Annotated in this window: 13 protein-coding genes; 8 read left to right on the forward strand and 5 right to left on the reverse strand. The window is 65.4% G+C overall.

What is annotated here, in order from left to right; all coding sequences use genetic code 11:
• Positions 1 to 3: 3 nt before the first annotated feature.
• The gene (locus LK12_RS12230; RefSeq protein WP_039284020.1) at positions 4 to 819 is read right to left on the reverse strand and encodes a carbon-nitrogen hydrolase family protein; all 816 of its coding nucleotides are present in this window, start codon (positions 817 to 819) and stop codon (positions 4 to 6) included.
• A 4-nt stretch (positions 820 to 823) separates the two neighbouring features.
• On the reverse strand, positions 824 to 1,087 hold the full coding sequence (locus tag LK12_RS12235) for a glutaredoxin (protein ID WP_039284022.1): 264 nt from the start codon (positions 1,085 to 1,087) through the stop codon (positions 824 to 826).
• 160 nt (positions 1,088 to 1,247) lie between these two features.
• On the opposite strand from LK12_RS12235, the gene LK12_RS12240 reads away from it, so the two are divergent.
• From LK12_RS12240 to LK12_RS12250, 3 genes are all read left to right on the forward strand, one after another.
• Positions 1,248 to 1,718, forward strand: a complete 471-nt coding sequence (locus tag LK12_RS12240; RefSeq protein ID WP_039284024.1) for an Hsp20 family protein — start codon at positions 1,248 to 1,250, stop codon at positions 1,716 to 1,718.
• Between the two features lie 235 nt (positions 1,719 to 1,953).
• Positions 1,954 to 3,849 carry a methyl-accepting chemotaxis protein gene (locus tag LK12_RS12245; RefSeq protein WP_082010477.1) on the forward strand — a complete coding sequence of 632 codons (1,896 nt, stop codon included), beginning with the start codon at positions 1,954 to 1,956 and terminating at the stop codon, positions 3,847 to 3,849.
• Between the two features lie 70 nt (positions 3,850 to 3,919).
• Positions 3,920 to 4,261, forward strand: a complete 342-nt coding sequence (locus LK12_RS12250; RefSeq protein ID WP_039285263.1) for an energy transducer TonB family protein — start codon at positions 3,920 to 3,922, stop codon at positions 4,259 to 4,261.
• Positions 4,262 to 4,339: 78 nt separating this feature from the next.
• Here LK12_RS12250 and LK12_RS12255 read toward each other — a convergent pair whose 3' ends face one another.
• From LK12_RS12255 to tpiA, 3 genes are all read right to left on the reverse strand, one after another.
• Positions 4,340 to 5,968, reverse strand: coding sequence for a CTP synthase (locus tag LK12_RS12255; protein ID WP_039284028.1), 1,629 nt, complete (start codon positions 5,966 to 5,968; stop codon positions 4,340 to 4,342).
• Positions 5,969 to 6,098: 130 nt separating this feature from the next.
• The gene (gene secG, locus LK12_RS12260; protein ID WP_039284031.1) at positions 6,099 to 6,488 is read right to left on the reverse strand and encodes a preprotein translocase subunit SecG; all 390 of its coding nucleotides are present in this window, start codon (positions 6,486 to 6,488) and stop codon (positions 6,099 to 6,101) included.
• Between the two features lie 147 nt (positions 6,489 to 6,635).
• A complete protein-coding gene (gene tpiA, locus LK12_RS12265) occupies positions 6,636 to 7,394 on the reverse strand; it encodes a triose-phosphate isomerase (RefSeq protein WP_039284034.1) in 759 nt (252 codons plus the stop codon).
• Between the two features lie 373 nt (positions 7,395 to 7,767).
• Here tpiA and LK12_RS12270 point away from each other — a divergent pair, with 373 nt between their 5' ends.
• The 5 genes from LK12_RS12270 to trpD all read left to right on the forward strand — a co-directional run bounded on the left by LK12_RS12270 (position 7,768) and on the right by trpD (position 13,753).
• Positions 7,768 to 9,717 (forward strand): SurA N-terminal domain-containing protein, encoded by a 1,950-nt coding sequence (locus LK12_RS12270; protein WP_039284038.1) that lies wholly within the window; start codon positions 7,768 to 7,770, stop codon positions 9,715 to 9,717.
• 18 nt (positions 9,718 to 9,735) lie between these two features.
• Positions 9,736 to 11,247: an anthranilate synthase component I gene (trpE, locus tag LK12_RS12275; RefSeq protein WP_039284041.1), complete on the forward strand. Its 1,512-nt coding sequence runs from the start codon at positions 9,736 to 9,738 to the stop codon at positions 11,245 to 11,247.
• A gap of 139 nt (positions 11,248 to 11,386) precedes the next feature.
• Positions 11,387 to 12,163 (forward strand): phosphodiester glycosidase family protein, encoded by a 777-nt coding sequence (locus tag LK12_RS12280; RefSeq protein WP_039284044.1) that lies wholly within the window; start codon positions 11,387 to 11,389, stop codon positions 12,161 to 12,163.
• A 4-nt stretch (positions 12,164 to 12,167) separates the two neighbouring features.
• Positions 12,168 to 12,764 carry an anthranilate synthase component II gene (locus LK12_RS12285; RefSeq protein ID WP_039284048.1) on the forward strand — a complete coding sequence of 199 codons (597 nt, stop codon included), beginning with the start codon at positions 12,168 to 12,170 and terminating at the stop codon, positions 12,762 to 12,764.
• Positions 12,761 to 13,753, forward strand: coding sequence for an anthranilate phosphoribosyltransferase (gene trpD / locus LK12_RS12290; protein ID WP_039284051.1), 993 nt, complete (start codon positions 12,761 to 12,763; stop codon positions 13,751 to 13,753). The genes LK12_RS12285 and trpD overlap by 4 nt, the downstream gene beginning before the upstream one ends.
• Positions 13,754 to 13,784 lie beyond the last annotated feature (31 nt).

Genomic DNA, 13,784 nt, shown 5'->3' on the forward strand with positions numbered 1-13,784 from the left:
TGGCTATTTGGCGATCTCGCGGCGATTGGCAAGGCTGGGCAGTTGTGCCCGTACCTCGGCAATGCGGGCGGGATCGACCTCGGCATAGCCGAGGCCAGGTTGCGAGCCCCCCATGTCGAGCAGGACTTCGCCCCACGGATCGATCGCCAGGGAGTGCCCGTATGTCTCGCGCCCGTCCTCATGCCGTCCGACCTGCGCGGCGCTCAGGACATAGGCGCTCGCTTCCACGGCGCGGGCCCGTTGCAGCAGATGCCAGTGCGCCTTGCCGGTCGGCACGGTGAAGGCGGCCGGAATGGCGATGACATCGCATCCGGCCCGGCCCAAAGCCTCGAACAGCGCAGGAAAGCGAATATCATAGCAGATGGTCAGCCCGAGCAGCCCGAGCGGCGTTTCCACGGTTACCACGCGATCTCCGGCCGCATAGGCGTTGGATTCGCGCCAGGATTCGCCGGTATCGAGATCGACGTCGAACATGTGTAACTTGTCGTAACGGGCCTGAATTGCGCCGTCGGAATCGATCACGAAGGCGCGATTGGCCCATTTCCCGTCTTCGCGCGCAATCGCCAGCGATCCCAGGTGAACCCAGATCCCTTCGCGGGCCGCTGCCTCGCGAACGGCTGCCAGCACTGCATCCCCGCCCTCGGACCGGATCGCTTCGGCGGCCCGCGAACGCTTGCGATCGAGCAGCCCGGACATCTCAGGAGTAAACAGCATGGCGGCACCTTCGCTGCGCGCCTCGGCGGCGGCCGCGACGATCGCGGCGGCATTGGCCGCCGGATCGATTCCGGACGTCATCTGCAGAAGGGCAGCCCGCACCATCGGGTCAGAGGCCGAGCGCCGGATCGAGCTTGCCATCACGCTCGAGCGCGTTGACCTCGTCGAAGCCGCCATAGGGCTTGCCGTCGATCAGGATCTGGGGGACCGTGCGGGCACCCGGCACGCGCTCTTCCATCTCGGCGCGCTTGGGACCGCCCATGGTCACGTCGTACTCTTCGTAGGCCACCCCCTTGCGATCGAACAGCGACTTGGCCGCGACGCAGTAGGGGCACCCCCACTTGGTGTACATTTCGACCTTGGGCTGGCTCATGCGGCGCTCCTTCTTTGCCTGTGTGACGACCCTTGAAACCGCGGGCCGCTAGCATATCTAGGGTTTCGAGTCATGGCCCGCCATGGGGATGACTCATCAAGGAGGCGCCGGGTTCCCGGGCCTCGCCGAAACGAAGATTGCTCATTGGAGGATTTTTGTCATGAACCGTATCGATTTTTCGCCCTATCGCCGCACCATGGTGGGCTTCGACCGCCTTTTCGACATGATCGAGAATCAGGGACGCGCCAACACCGGCGACAAGTATCCGCCGTTCAATATAGAGCGGCTGGGTGACGATGCCTATCGCATCACCCTTGCCGTGGCCGGGTTCCGCGCAGCCGACATCGACATCACCGCGCAGGCCAACCTGCTGATCGTGAAGGGCAACAAGCCCGATGATTCGTCGGAAGGTGAATATCTGCACGTGGGAATCGCCCAGCGCGGCTTCGAGCGTCGCTTCGAACTGGCCGATTATGTGCGCGTGGATAGCGCCGATCTTGCCGACGGCTTGCTCGTGATCAACCTCGTACGCGAAGTTCCCGATGCCATGAAGCCCAAGAAGATCGCCATCGGCGGCAATCAACTAACTGTCGTAGATGGTGAATCCGACAAGGATAGTGCTGCGGCCTGACGCCGGGAGCGGCGATCAAAAAGCCAGGAAAACCGAGGCGGTCCGGGTGCCCGGGCCGCCTTTGTCGTGGTTAACGTTAGCGCGGTGTTCACCATGCCGTCACTGTACCGGGTAAAGTTCCCTAAGCTTTTACCTAAGCAATTGTAGGGCTATTGCCCCTGCTTCACTTAAATTCGCTCACACCCATACTGGCTAAACGGTCTCCTGCCCTACCCCCCCAGGAGACGGATTAGCCATGAAACGTTTGAAGATCGCCCACCGGCTGGTGTTCGCCTTCAGCCTTCTGCTGGCCATCACGGCTGGCATGGGACTGTTTGCCGTCCGCCAGATCGGTGAGGTCAATTCGCTCACCAGCGAGCTGACGAGCAATTCACTGCCGGCAGCGCAGGCGCTTGGCGACCTTCACGCCTATGCATCCCAATACCGCATTCATCAGGCCGACACGCTCGAGGCCGCCGGCACGCCGGGATGGGAACGCCAGACCAAGGTCCTGCGCAATTCCGGCGCGGTTATCGACGGGGTGCTCGACGATTACCGCAAGCACATCCACCAGCCCGCGCAGATCGAGGCGCTTGAGCAGGTCCGTGCCGACTGGCAGGCGTACGTGGCCCAGAACGATGCAATGCTCGAACTGGCGCAATCCGATCCCGAAGCGGCCCTCGAAACCTTCCAGGCCGAAGGGCTCGACAGCTTCTACAATCTCGAAGACCACCTGCTCACGCTGATCGACCTCAACACGAAGGCCGCAGATGCCGCATCCAAGCGTGGTGAAGCGATCTATGCGAAGGCCAGCAAGATCATGACCGGCGCTGCGCTGGGCGGCCTCGCCTGTGCGGCGATCCTGCTGTTCGTGATGATGCGGTCCGTCGCGCGGCCGATCAAGCGGCTGGACGGCGCCGTGCGCTGCCTGGTCGAAGGCGATACGGATGTCGTCATCCCGGGTGTCGAGCGCATGGACGAACTCGGCAGTCTTGCCCGCGCTCTGGAACGCTTCCAGGGCCTGGCGCGCGCCGATCAGGAACGCGCGCACGAGGAACAGGAACGTGCCAAGCACCTGCAGCACACCGTGCAGGCCATCGGTGACGGCCTGGCAAAGCTTGCCGAGGGCGACCTCGCCATTCGCCTTGCCGAGGATGGCGATGGCGCCCTCGCCCGCCTGCCGGTCGACTACAACCTTGCTGTAGCCCGCCTGGCGGAAACGATGCGCCAGATCGTCGATGGCTGCAATTCGATCCGCGTCGGCACCGACGAGATCGCCGCGGCGACCTCGGATCTCGCCGGCCGCACCGAGCAGCAGGCCAGTTCGCTGGCCGACACCGCCCGCACGCTCAACGAGTTCACCAGCGTGGTCCAGGTTACCGCGGACAATGCCCGCCAGACCAGCACGCGTCTGCTCGTCGCCCGCGACACGGCCACCAAGGTCGAGGACATCGCCCACCAGGCCGTCGATGCCATGCGCGGTATCGAAACGACCTCCAAGGAGATGGCCGCGATCATCAACACGATCGACGGTATCGCCTTCCAGACCAACCTTCTCGCCCTCAATGCCGGCGTTGAGGCCGCCCGTGCGGGGGAAGCGGGCAAGGGCTTCGCGGTCGTCGCCACCGAGGTCCGCGCGCTGGCACAGCGTTCGGCCGACGCCGCCAACGACATCCGCGGCCTGATCGATCGCAGCACCAAACAAGTCGGCGATGGCGTCTCGCTGGTGGAAAGCAGCGGCGATGCCCTGCGCCAGATCGTCGGCGAAGTCGCCACGGTCTCCTCGCTGGTCGAGGAAATCGCCGGTGCCGCGGAAAAGCAGGCCGAAGGCATTACCGAGATCTCGGGCATGGTTGCCGGGATGGACACCTTCACCCAGCAGAACGCGGCCATGGTCGAGGAAAGCTCGGCCGGTAGCCGAAATCTCTCGCACGAAACGCAGCGCCTGATGAGCCAGATGGCCGCCTTCCGGCTTGGCGACGGCGAACCTGGCTACACCTACGAGGCTTCGGCCCACGGTCTTCCGGCCGCCGATGCAGCCAACACGCAGGAGTCGGAACCGGACCATGCCCCTGAAGCCCCGGTACGCAAGCCGGCAGCCGCCGTCTCGGGTGCGAACGCCCTCGCCCTCGATGACTGGAGCGAATTCTAAGACGTTTTTTTGAGTGCCCCCCGGACGATGGGCCTTCGAGCCACTGTCCGACCGGAAATGGAGAATGACCATGAAGAAAACAATTCTGAAAATTTCCGCAGCGCTTTCGGTTGTAGCCATGACCGCAAGCCCGGCTCTGGCCGACGACTGGCTGAACAACGTGAAACGCGTCGTCGCTTCCAAGCAGACCTATCCGCGCACGGCGCAGATGCGCGGCGAGGAAGGCACCGCCCAGGTGAAGGTCTTCATCTCGGCATCGGGCAAGGTCGAAAAGGCCGAACTGGTCGGCTCGTCGGGATCGCGGTCGCTCGACAAGGAAGCGGTATCGCTGATGTCGCGCGTCGGCAACCTGCCCGCACCGCCGGCCGGCACCAGCTCGGTCGTGCTGCCGCTGACCTGGAAGCTGATCTAAGCCGATCAGCGCGGCGAGCCCAGGCTCGCCTTCCGGACAAAAAAAGACCGGCTCCCATCGGGGCCGGTCTTTCTTGTGTCAGACGAGGCGGGCCTGTTGCAGGGCCGCGGCTATGAAGCCTGAAAACAGCGGGTGCGGATCGAATGGCTTGGACTTGAGTTCCGGATGGAACTGCACGCCGACGAAGAACGGATGCTCGGGCCGTTCGACGATTTCGGGCAGCAAACCATCGGGCGACATGCCCGAGAAGATCAGGCCGCCACCTTCCAATGCATCGCGATAGGCCACGTTGACCTCGTAGCGGTGGCGGTGACGCTCGCTGATCTGGTTGCTGCCATAGATCGCGGCGATCTTGCTGTTGGGCGAAAGCAAGGCGGGATAGGCACCGAGGCGCATGGTCCCGCCAAGGTCACCGCCCTCGGCACGCTTCTGCAAACCGTCCTTGCTCATCCACTCTGTAATGATGCCGACGACCGGCTCTTCGGTCTGCCCGAATTCGGTCGACCCAGCCTTGGCAATGCCGACCGAGCGCGCCCCCTCGACGCAGGCCATCTGCATGCCGAGACAGATCCCGAAGAACGGAACGCCTCGCTCGCGGGCGAAACGCACCGCCGCGATCTTGCCCTCGGTCCCGCGCTCGCCGAAGCCGCCCGGCACGAGGATGCCATGCATCGGTTCGAGGGCGGCGGCGATCTCGGAATCTTCCTGCTCGAAGATCTCGGCGTCGATCCAGCGTATCTTGACCTTCACCCGGTTGGCCATGCCGCCGTGCACGAGCGCTTCGTTGAGCGACTTGTAGGCGTCCGGAAGGCCGACGTACTTGCCGACCACGCCGATGGTCACTTCCCCCTCTGGGTGGTCGTAACGGTCCGCGATGTCCTGCCAGCGCGTGAGGTCGGGATCGGGCGATTGCATGCCAAAGTGGTGCAGAACCGCCGCATCCAGCCCCTCGCCGTGATACTGCAGCGGGACATGGTAGATGTTGGGCGCGTCGAGCGCGGGAATGACGGCTTCGCGCCGCACGTTGCAGAACAGCGCGATCTTGGCGCGTTCGCTGTCGGGCAGCGGGCGTTCGCAGCGGCACAGCAGGACGTCGGGCTGGATGCCGAGGCCGGTCAGCTCACGGACCGAGTGTTGCGTCGGCTTGGTCTTCAGCTCACCGGCTGCGGCAATGTAGGGAACCAGCGTGACGTGGACGAAGCAGCTCTGTTCGCGGCCAAGCTCGTTGCGCAGCTGGCGCATGGCCTCGACAAAGGGCAGGCCCTCGATGTCGCCGACGGTGCCACCGATCTCGCACAGCACGAAGTCAAGGTCGTCGGTATCGGCCTGCGCGAAATCCTTGATCGCGTCGGTGACATGCGGGATCACCTGTACCGTGGCGCCGAGATAGTCGCCGCGGCGTTCCTTGGCGATGATGTCGCGATAGATACGGCCCGAGGTGATGTTGTCGCCCTGGTGCGCCGAGACGCCGGTGAAGCGCTCATAGTGCCCCAGGTCGAGGTCGGTTTCCGCCCCGTCGTCGGTCACGTAGACCTCGCCGTGCTGATACGGGCTCATCGTGCCCGGATCGACGTTGAGATAGGGGTCGAACTTGCGGATTCGCACCTTGAACCCGCGCGCCTGCAGCAGTGCTGCAAGGCTCGCCGCCATGAGGCCCTTGCCGAGCGAGGAAACCACGCCGCCGGTGATAAAAATATGCCGCGCCATGGGAGTCGGGCCTTAAATTGCATGGGGGCCCCAGGGCAAGCACCCAGAGCCTCAATCCACAGGACAAACACGAGGAATCACCCTCTGGCAGCGCCAGACGGCATTCCGGTTACGGTAAAACGCTTGAGGGTTACTGCTTGGCAGCTCCCGAAAGCGGATCGTCGGCGGGCGCCTGCTGGGCAGGAGTCGCGTCGCCAGCGGCCGCAGCACCCTTGTCGGCGGCCCCTGCCAGCGGATCGGCTGGCTGAGCCGGGGCGGTGTTGCGCTCGAGCGAGGTGTCGATGTCGCGGCCGGAAGTCTGATCCACGGCCAGAGCGGCCAGTACGATGCTGAGAGCCACGAAGAGAGTCGCCAGAACCGCCGTCGCCCGCGTCAGGAAATTGGCTGCGCCCCGTGCGGACATCAGCCCCGAGGGACTGCCGCCGACACCAAGGCCGCCGCCTTCGGACTGCTGCATCAGGACTACGGCAACGAGGCCCGCTGCAATCAGCGCCTGGACCACGGTGAGGAAAAGGAACATCTTCGTATCAGCCTTCTGGCGGGCCTAGCGCCCACATCGTTCGCCGCGCAGATAGGCCCTAGGCAGGCTTCGCGCAACCCGTGTCTTGGCCGTCTTCGGCCTCCATCGGCCGGGACGGACAAGCCTTGCCCGTCCCGCCGCATCGTTTCAGTCGCCGGCCAGCGAAGCCGCTGCGCCGACGATGGAAAGAAAGCTCTCGGCCGTGAGGCTGGCACCGCCGACCAGGGCACCGCCCACCTCGGGCACCGAAAGCAGCTCGGCGGCATTGTCCGCCTTGACCGAACCGCCATAGAGAATGCGCACTTCCGCCCCGCTCTCGCCGTAGATGGCAACGAGCTTTGCGCGGATCGACTTGTGCATCGCCGCCACGTCGGCGACGGAAGGCACGCGGCCGGTGCCGATCGCCCAGACCGGCTCATAGGCGACGGAAAGCTTTTCGGGCGCTCCATCGCCATGCGGACATGAGCCTTCGAGCTGCGCGCCGACGACCGCTTCGGCCCGTCCCGCGTCGCGCTCGACTTCGGTTTCGCCCACGCACAGGATGACCCCGAGGCCCGCACCGAGCGCCGCCTCGGCCTTGGCCTTCACGTCCGCATCCGTTTCGCCATGCAGCGTGCGCCGTTCGGAGTGGCCGACAATGGTAAAGTCCGCCCCTGCATCCTTGAGCATCACCGCGGAGATATCGCCGGTGAAAGCGCCACTTTCCTCTGCGTGGCAATCCTGACCGCCCACACCGATGATATCCGCCGCATCGCGCGTGCGGTAGATAAGAGTAGCCGGCGGCGCGACCGCGACCTGCACCTTTGGAAAGCGTGCCGCTGCCCGGTCTATCGCGCGCGCCTCGTTGAGCATCGCACGCGTGCCGTTCATTTTCCAGTTTCCAACAATGTAAGGCAAACCAGCCATTTCAAACCTTTTTAAATTCCGGGGCGAATCCTGCCGATTCCCGCCGGCGAGGGAATCAGGCTCGTCGCTGTCGCGGCGCTGCTAAGCTAGGGCCGCCCGGCTGTCAAAATTCATCGGCCATTAATTTGGTGAAGCCCGTCATTGCCCCCCCACGACCGCGCTGCCGGCGCTAAAGCAATTCGATTTGCGCGCTCCGACGTCACGGCCCCGGAAAAACCCGGAGAACATCGTCCGCCATCGCCGGGGCATCGACGCAATTGTCCCCAGTAGCCGCGCGAGGCATTGCAGGATGCGGCAAGGCCTCCTAAAGCCTGCGCCCGTTTACTGCGAAGCCGGCAGGTTTCGCGCAGGCAATCGCTGATCGGCACGGTCCATGATCTCTATCTTCAGAAAATTCTTCACATCCAAGATCGGCGCGGGGATTGCCCTCGTCGTGCTGGTGATCATCGCCATCGCCTTCGCCAGCGGCGACATCGCCGGAATGCGCGGTTCCAGCGCAGGCGGCGGCGGTTCAGCCGTGGCGACCGTCGGCGGCGAGGACATCGACGCCAACGATCTGGCGCAGGGCGCCACCCGGGCGCTCAACCGGGTCAAGCAGCAGGAACCGACCGCGACGATGAAGCTGCTGGTCGCCCAGGGCGGCGTCGAGCAGGTCCTGAGCGACCTCATCGACCGCACCGCGCTGTTTGTCTTCGGCAAGGACCACAAGATCATCGTCAGCGACCGGCTTGTGGATAGCGAGATCACGCAGATCCCGGCATTCCAGGGCGTCGACGGGAAGTTCGACCAGAACACCTTCCGCCAGGCCCTCGCCCAGCAGGGCATTTCCGAACAATCGCTGCGCGAGGACATTGCCCACAACATCACCGGCAAGGTGCTGATGGTGCCAGCCACCTCGGGCACCGAAATGTCCGAGTTCGCGGCCAAGCGGTATGCCTCGCTGCTGAACGAAACCCGCTCGGGCTCGGTCGCCGCGCTTCCCTCGCTGCTGTTTGCGCCGGACAAGGACCCGACGGACAAGCAGCTGGCGGCCTTCTACAAGGATCATACCGACGAGTTCATCCGCCCCGAACGCCGCGTGATCCGCTACGCCACCTTCGACCAGGATTCGATGAAGGCCCCGGCCCCTCCCACCGATGCGGAAATCGCCGCGCGCTACGAGTCCGAAAAGTCGGCCTACGCCGCGCAGGACAAGCGCAAGATCACCCAGCTGATCGTGCCGACCGAAGCGGCGGCCAAGGCCGTCGTTTCCGAAGTCGAGGGCGGCAAGTCGCTCGAGGCCGCGGCCCGGGAAAAGGGATTGTCGGCCGCCAACCTGGAATTCTTCAGCAAGGACGAACTGGCCAGCCAGTTCTCCCCGGAAGTCGCCGATGCCGTGTTCGCGGCACCGGTCGGCAAGCTCGCCACGCCGCAAAAGAGCCCGCTCGGCTGGCATGTCATCCGCGTCGATGAAGAGAGCAAGAAGCCGGCGCGCTCGCTCGACGAGGTGAAGGACGAACTGATCGAGCAGATCAGGGAAGAAAAGCGCCGCAAGGCCTTCATGGACATGGTCAGCAACGTCGAAGACCAGTTCGACAACGGCGCCAACCTGACCGAAGTCGCCAAGGCGATCGGTGCCGAAGTCAAGAAGACTGCCCAGGTCACCGCTGACGGCAATGTCTACATGAAGCCGAACGAATCCGTTCCCGAAGCGGTCAAGCCTGTGCTTTCGACCGCCTTCACCATGGAGCAGGAAGAGCCGCAGGTTGCCCCCGCGGTGCCGGGCAAGTCCTACGTCCTGTTCGACGTGACCGAGATCGCCCCGTCCGCGCCTGCGCCGCTGGACGAGATCAAGGACGACGTGAAGCTCGCCTGGAAGCTCTACACCGGCTCGGAGGCGGCCAAGAAGGCCGCGCTCAAGATGCAGGCCGAGATCAAGAAGGGCAAGACGATCGAGCAGGCCTTGTCGAGCATCGGAAAGCGGCTGCCGCCGGTCCAGCAGGTCTCGATGTCGCGCCCGACGCTCACCGAAGCGCTGCGCCAGGGCAAGCAGGTCCCGCCGCCGGTCTCGCTGATGTTCCACATGGCCGAAGACACGGTGAAGGTGCAGTCGGCCGCCCAGGAGCGCGGCTGGTTCGTGGTCCAGCTCAAGAAGATCGCGCCTGGCGACGTCGAGTCCGACGAACTGGTCAAGGGTGCCCGCAGGGAACTCGGCCGCCAGCTTGGCGATGCCTATGGCGATGCACTTGCCAAGGCGATCCGCAAGGACGTCGGCGTGACCAGGCACCCCAAGGCGGTCGCGGCCGTGCGCGACCAGCTTGCCGGTACCGGTACCCAGAACTGATCGGCGGGACGGCACGCCATGAACAGGGAATCGGATCGGTCGGCTGCGCTTGAAACCCTCTCGCAGGGCAGGCCCGCCCTGCTCTGGCGCAAGCTCGTCGCCGATACCGAAACCCCGGTGGGCGCAGCGCTCAAGCTGTTCGAGGAAGGACGCGGAGACTTCCTGCTCGAATCCGTGGAAGGCGGCGAAACGCGCGGGCGCTACAGCCTGATCGGCCTCGATCCCGACCTGGTATTCCGCGCCAGGGGCGCCGCGTGCGAGATCAACCGCGCGTGGGCAGCCGACCGCGATGCGTTCGAGGCGCTCCCCGGCGACAGCCTGTCCGAACTGCGCGCGCTTGTAGCCGCCTGCCACATCGACGTACCGGCCGAACTGCCCAAGGCGCTTGCCTGCCTCGTCGGCTATTTCGGATACGAGACGATCGGTCTGGTCGAGAAGTTGCCGCGCGCGCCCCAGAGCGCGCTCGACGTGCCCGACATGCTCTTCGTGCGCCCCTCGCTGATCCTCGTCTTCGACCGGCTGGGCGAGGAGCTGTTCTGCGTCGCCCCGCTGTGGCCCGAGGCAGGTGCACCCGAACGCGTCGTCGATGCCGCTGCCGAGCGCATCGACGAAGCCCTGCGCCGCCTCGCCGCGCCGGTGCCCGCTTCACCCGTTCGGGCCGACCTGCCCGAACCGCAGGCCACTCCGGTCATGCCCGCCGAGACTTACAAGTCCATGGTCCTCAAGGCGAAGGACTACATCGAGGCGGGCGACATCTTCCAGGTGGTTCTGGCCCAGCGCTTCACCTGCGAATTCACGCTGCCGCCGCTGGCCCTCTATCGCGCGCTGCGCCGGGTAAATCCCTCGCCGTTCCTCTATTTCCTCGACCTGCCCGGCTTCGCGCTGGTGGGATCGAGCCCGGAAATCCTCGTGCGCGTGCGCGATGGCGAAGTCACCATCCGTCCCATCGCCGGCACCCGCCCGCGCGGCAAGACGCCCGCCGAGGACAAGGCCAACGAGGCCAGCCTGCTCGCCGACCCCAAGGAACGCGCCGAGCACCTCATGCTGCTCGATCTCGGCCGCAACGACGTCGGCCGCGTGGCGACGCGCGGCAGCGTGGAAGTGACCGACAGCTACACCATCGAGCGTTACAGCCACGTCATGCACATCGTCTCGAACGTGGTCGGCCGGCTCGACGCCGAAAAGCACGATGCCATCGACGCGGTCTTCGCGGGCTTCCCGGCGGGCACCGTCTCGGGCGCCCCCAAGGTCCGCGCCTGCGAGATCATCGCCGAACTCGAACCCGAAACGCGCGGTGCCTATGCCGGCGGCGTCGGCTACTTCGCGCCCGACGGCTCGGTCGACTCCTGCATCGTCCTGCGCACCGGTGTCCTCAAGGACGGCGTTCTGCACGTGCAGGCGGGCGCCGGCATCGTCGCCGACAGCGACCCGGACTCCGAACAGCGGGAATGCGAACACAAGTCCGGCGCCCTGTTCGCCGCGGCACGCGAAGCCGTACGCGTGGCCGGAGAGCCGGGTTTCGGGCAGTGACGACACTCAAGCACACCAAGACATCGTCATTTCCGCGCAGGCGGGAATCCAGTTCCGCAGTTTCGTGTTGATACGCCGTCTGCTGGATCCCCGCCTGCGCGGGGATGACGAAAATGGGAACCGCAAACTCCCGGCGGGAATGGCCGCATTGTCGGCCCTCCTCCTTGCAGCGTGCTCTTCCGGCGAACCCGAAAAGCAGGCCGAAGCCCCGCCCCCGCCGCCGTGCGAAAGCGCGACCTTCGAAAGTGTCGCGCTCACCCATTGCACCGCCACTCCGGGCCGACACAGCATCCACATGGTGCTCGGCCCCAAGGCCGGCGCGCCCTATCGCAGCCTTTCGCAGCTTGCGGTCAACCGGCCCGACAACGCCCATGCCGTCGCCTTCGCGATGAACGGCGGCATGTTCGATGCCGACGGGCAGCCGATCGGCTACTACGTCGAGGACGGCGAGCGGCTGCACAAGCTCAACACCAACGAAGGCCCGGGCAACTTCCATATGCTGCCCAACGGCGTGTTCTACGGTGAGGCCGAGGGGCACTGGGCCGTGCGCACCAGCGAGGATTTCGCCGCAAACGTAAGCAAGCGCCCCGACTTCGGCACCCAGTCCGGCCCGATGCTCGTCATCAAGGGCAAGCTGCACCCGAAGATCGACCACGACGGCACTTCGCTCAAGCTGCGCAACGGCGTCGGCGTCGACAAGCAGGGCCGCGCGCACTTCGTCATAGCCGACGAACCGATCTCCTTCGGCAAGCTCGCCCGCTACTTTCGCGATGAGCTCCATTGCCCCGACGCGCTGTTCCTCGACGGCAGCGTTTCCTCGCTGTGGGACCCCGAACATGGCCGTGTCGACGGCGGACCGCCGCTCGGCCCCTTGATCGTTGTCGAGAAAACGGCGAAGGCGCCTCAGGAAAGGTAGCGCCATGATCCTGGTCATCGACAATTACGACAGCTTCACCTGGAACCTCGTCCACTACGTGATGGAACTGGGGGCCGAAGTCGAAGTGGTGCGCAACGATGCGCTTTCGGCCGGACAGGCGATCTCTTCGGGCGCGAAGGGCTTTCTGCTCTCGCCCGGCCCCTGCACGCCCAATGAAGCCGGGATCAGCCTCGATCTGGTGGGCGCGGCCGCCGATGCCGGCAAGCCGCTGCTCGGCGTTTGCCTGGGGCACCAGTCGATCGGCCAGTACTTCGGCGGCAAGGTGGTGCGCGGCGGGCTGATGCACGGCAAGACCTCGCCGGTCACGCACGACAACACCGGCGTTTTCGAAGGTCTGCCCTCGCCCTTCACGGCCACGCGCTACCACTCGTTGATCGTCGAGGACATTCCCGATGTCCTCAAGGTCAATGCCCGGTCCGATGACAATCACGTCATGGGTTTCCGCCACGAAAGCCTGCCGATCCACGGCGTGCAGTTCCACCCGGAAAGCATCGCCACCGAACACGGCCACGCGATGCTGGCGAACTTCCTGAAGCTGTGCGGGATCGACGCGAAGCTGCCCGAACGGATCAGCGCATGAGCCTGCCCGATCCGCTCTATCCGCTGGAGGAAGTCGAAGCCGAGACCGCATTCGGCGCGATCCTCGACGGCCGGGTGCCGGACGAGGACATCGCGGCCTTTCTCGTCGCCCTGTCCGATCGGGGCGAGACTGCAAGCGAGATCGCCGGCGCCGCGCGGGCTATGCGCGCCCGGATGATCCCGATTTCCGCGCCGGAAAACGCCATCGACGTCTGCGGCACCGGCGGCGACGGGCATCATACACTCAATGTCTCGACCGCCGTCTCGTTGGTCGTGGCCGCCTGCGACGTGCCAGTCGCCAAGCACGGCAATCGCGCCGCCAGTTCCAAGGCCGGTGCTGCGGACACACTCGAAGCGCTCGGCCTCGATCTCGATCGCGCGGCCGAAACGGCGGAAACGACGCTGGCGGAAATCGGCATCTGTTTCCTCTTCGCGGCCAAGCACCATCCGGCGATGGGCCGGATCATGCCGATCCGCAAGGCCATCGGCCGCCGTACGATTTTCAACCTCATGGGCCCGCTCGCCAATCCCGCAGGGGTTCGCCGTCAGCTCGTGGGCATTGCCCGCCCGGCCTATGTGCCGATTTACGCCGAAGCCCTTGCGCGGCTCGGCACCGATCACTCGATGGTCATCTCGGGCGACGAAGGCCTCGACGAACTCAGCCTGGCGGGCGGCAACGAAGTGGCCGAAGTGCGCGGCACCGAAGTCTCCATGCGCCGGGTCACGCCGCAGGATGCCGGACTTTCCGTCGCGCCGGTCGATGCCATCCGTGGAGGCGATGCCGCTTTCAACGCGGCTGCCCTGCGCGCGCTTCTGCAGGGCGAGCCCGGCCCCTACCGCGATGCCGTGCTGTTCAACGCCGCCGGCGCCCTGATCGTGGCCGGCGAGGCGCGGAGCTGGGCCGAGGGCGTGGAGGAAGCTGCCGAAGCCATCGACAAGGGCCTCGCCAATGCCCTCCTCAACTGCTGGATCGACGCCACCAAGGGCTGAACTGCAAATACCTCCCGAACGGCTAAGGCAG

The sequence above is a fragment of the Novosphingobium malaysiense genome (genome assembly GCF_000802225.1).
In the GTDB taxonomy this organism is placed as follows: Bacteria; Pseudomonadota; Alphaproteobacteria; order Sphingomonadales; family Sphingomonadaceae; genus Novosphingobium; species Novosphingobium malaysiense.

Coding starts and splice junctions, on each gene's coding strand:
- LK12_RS12230 (WP_039284020.1), bottom strand. CDS start 819: ATGGTGCGGGCTGCCCTTCTGCAGATGACGTCCGGAATCGATCCGGCG.
- LK12_RS12235 (WP_039284022.1), bottom strand. CDS start 1,087: ATGAGCCAGCCCAAGGTCGAAATGTACACCAAGTGGGGGTGCCCCTAC.
- LK12_RS12240 (WP_039284024.1), top strand. CDS start 1,248: ATGAACCGTATCGATTTTTCGCCCTATCGCCGCACCATGGTGGGCTTC.
- LK12_RS12245 (WP_082010477.1), top strand. CDS start 1,954: ATGAAACGTTTGAAGATCGCCCACCGGCTGGTGTTCGCCTTCAGCCTT.
- LK12_RS12250 (WP_039285263.1), top strand. CDS start 3,920: ATGAAGAAAACAATTCTGAAAATTTCCGCAGCGCTTTCGGTTGTAGCC.
- LK12_RS12255 (WP_039284028.1), bottom strand. CDS start 5,968: ATGGCGCGGCATATTTTTATCACCGGCGGCGTGGTTTCCTCGCTCGGC.
- secG (WP_039284031.1), bottom strand. CDS start 6,488: ATGTTCCTTTTCCTCACCGTGGTCCAGGCGCTGATTGCAGCGGGCCTC.
- tpiA (WP_039284034.1), bottom strand. CDS start 7,394: ATGGCTGGTTTGCCTTACATTGTTGGAAACTGGAAAATGAACGGCACG.
- LK12_RS12270 (WP_039284038.1), top strand. CDS start 7,768: ATGATCTCTATCTTCAGAAAATTCTTCACATCCAAGATCGGCGCGGGG.
- trpE (WP_039284041.1), top strand. CDS start 9,736: ATGAACAGGGAATCGGATCGGTCGGCTGCGCTTGAAACCCTCTCGCAG.
- LK12_RS12280 (WP_039284044.1), top strand. CDS start 11,387: ATGGCCGCATTGTCGGCCCTCCTCCTTGCAGCGTGCTCTTCCGGCGAA.
- LK12_RS12285 (WP_039284048.1), top strand. CDS start 12,168: ATGATCCTGGTCATCGACAATTACGACAGCTTCACCTGGAACCTCGTC.
- trpD (WP_039284051.1), top strand. CDS start 12,761: ATGAGCCTGCCCGATCCGCTCTATCCGCTGGAGGAAGTCGAAGCCGAG.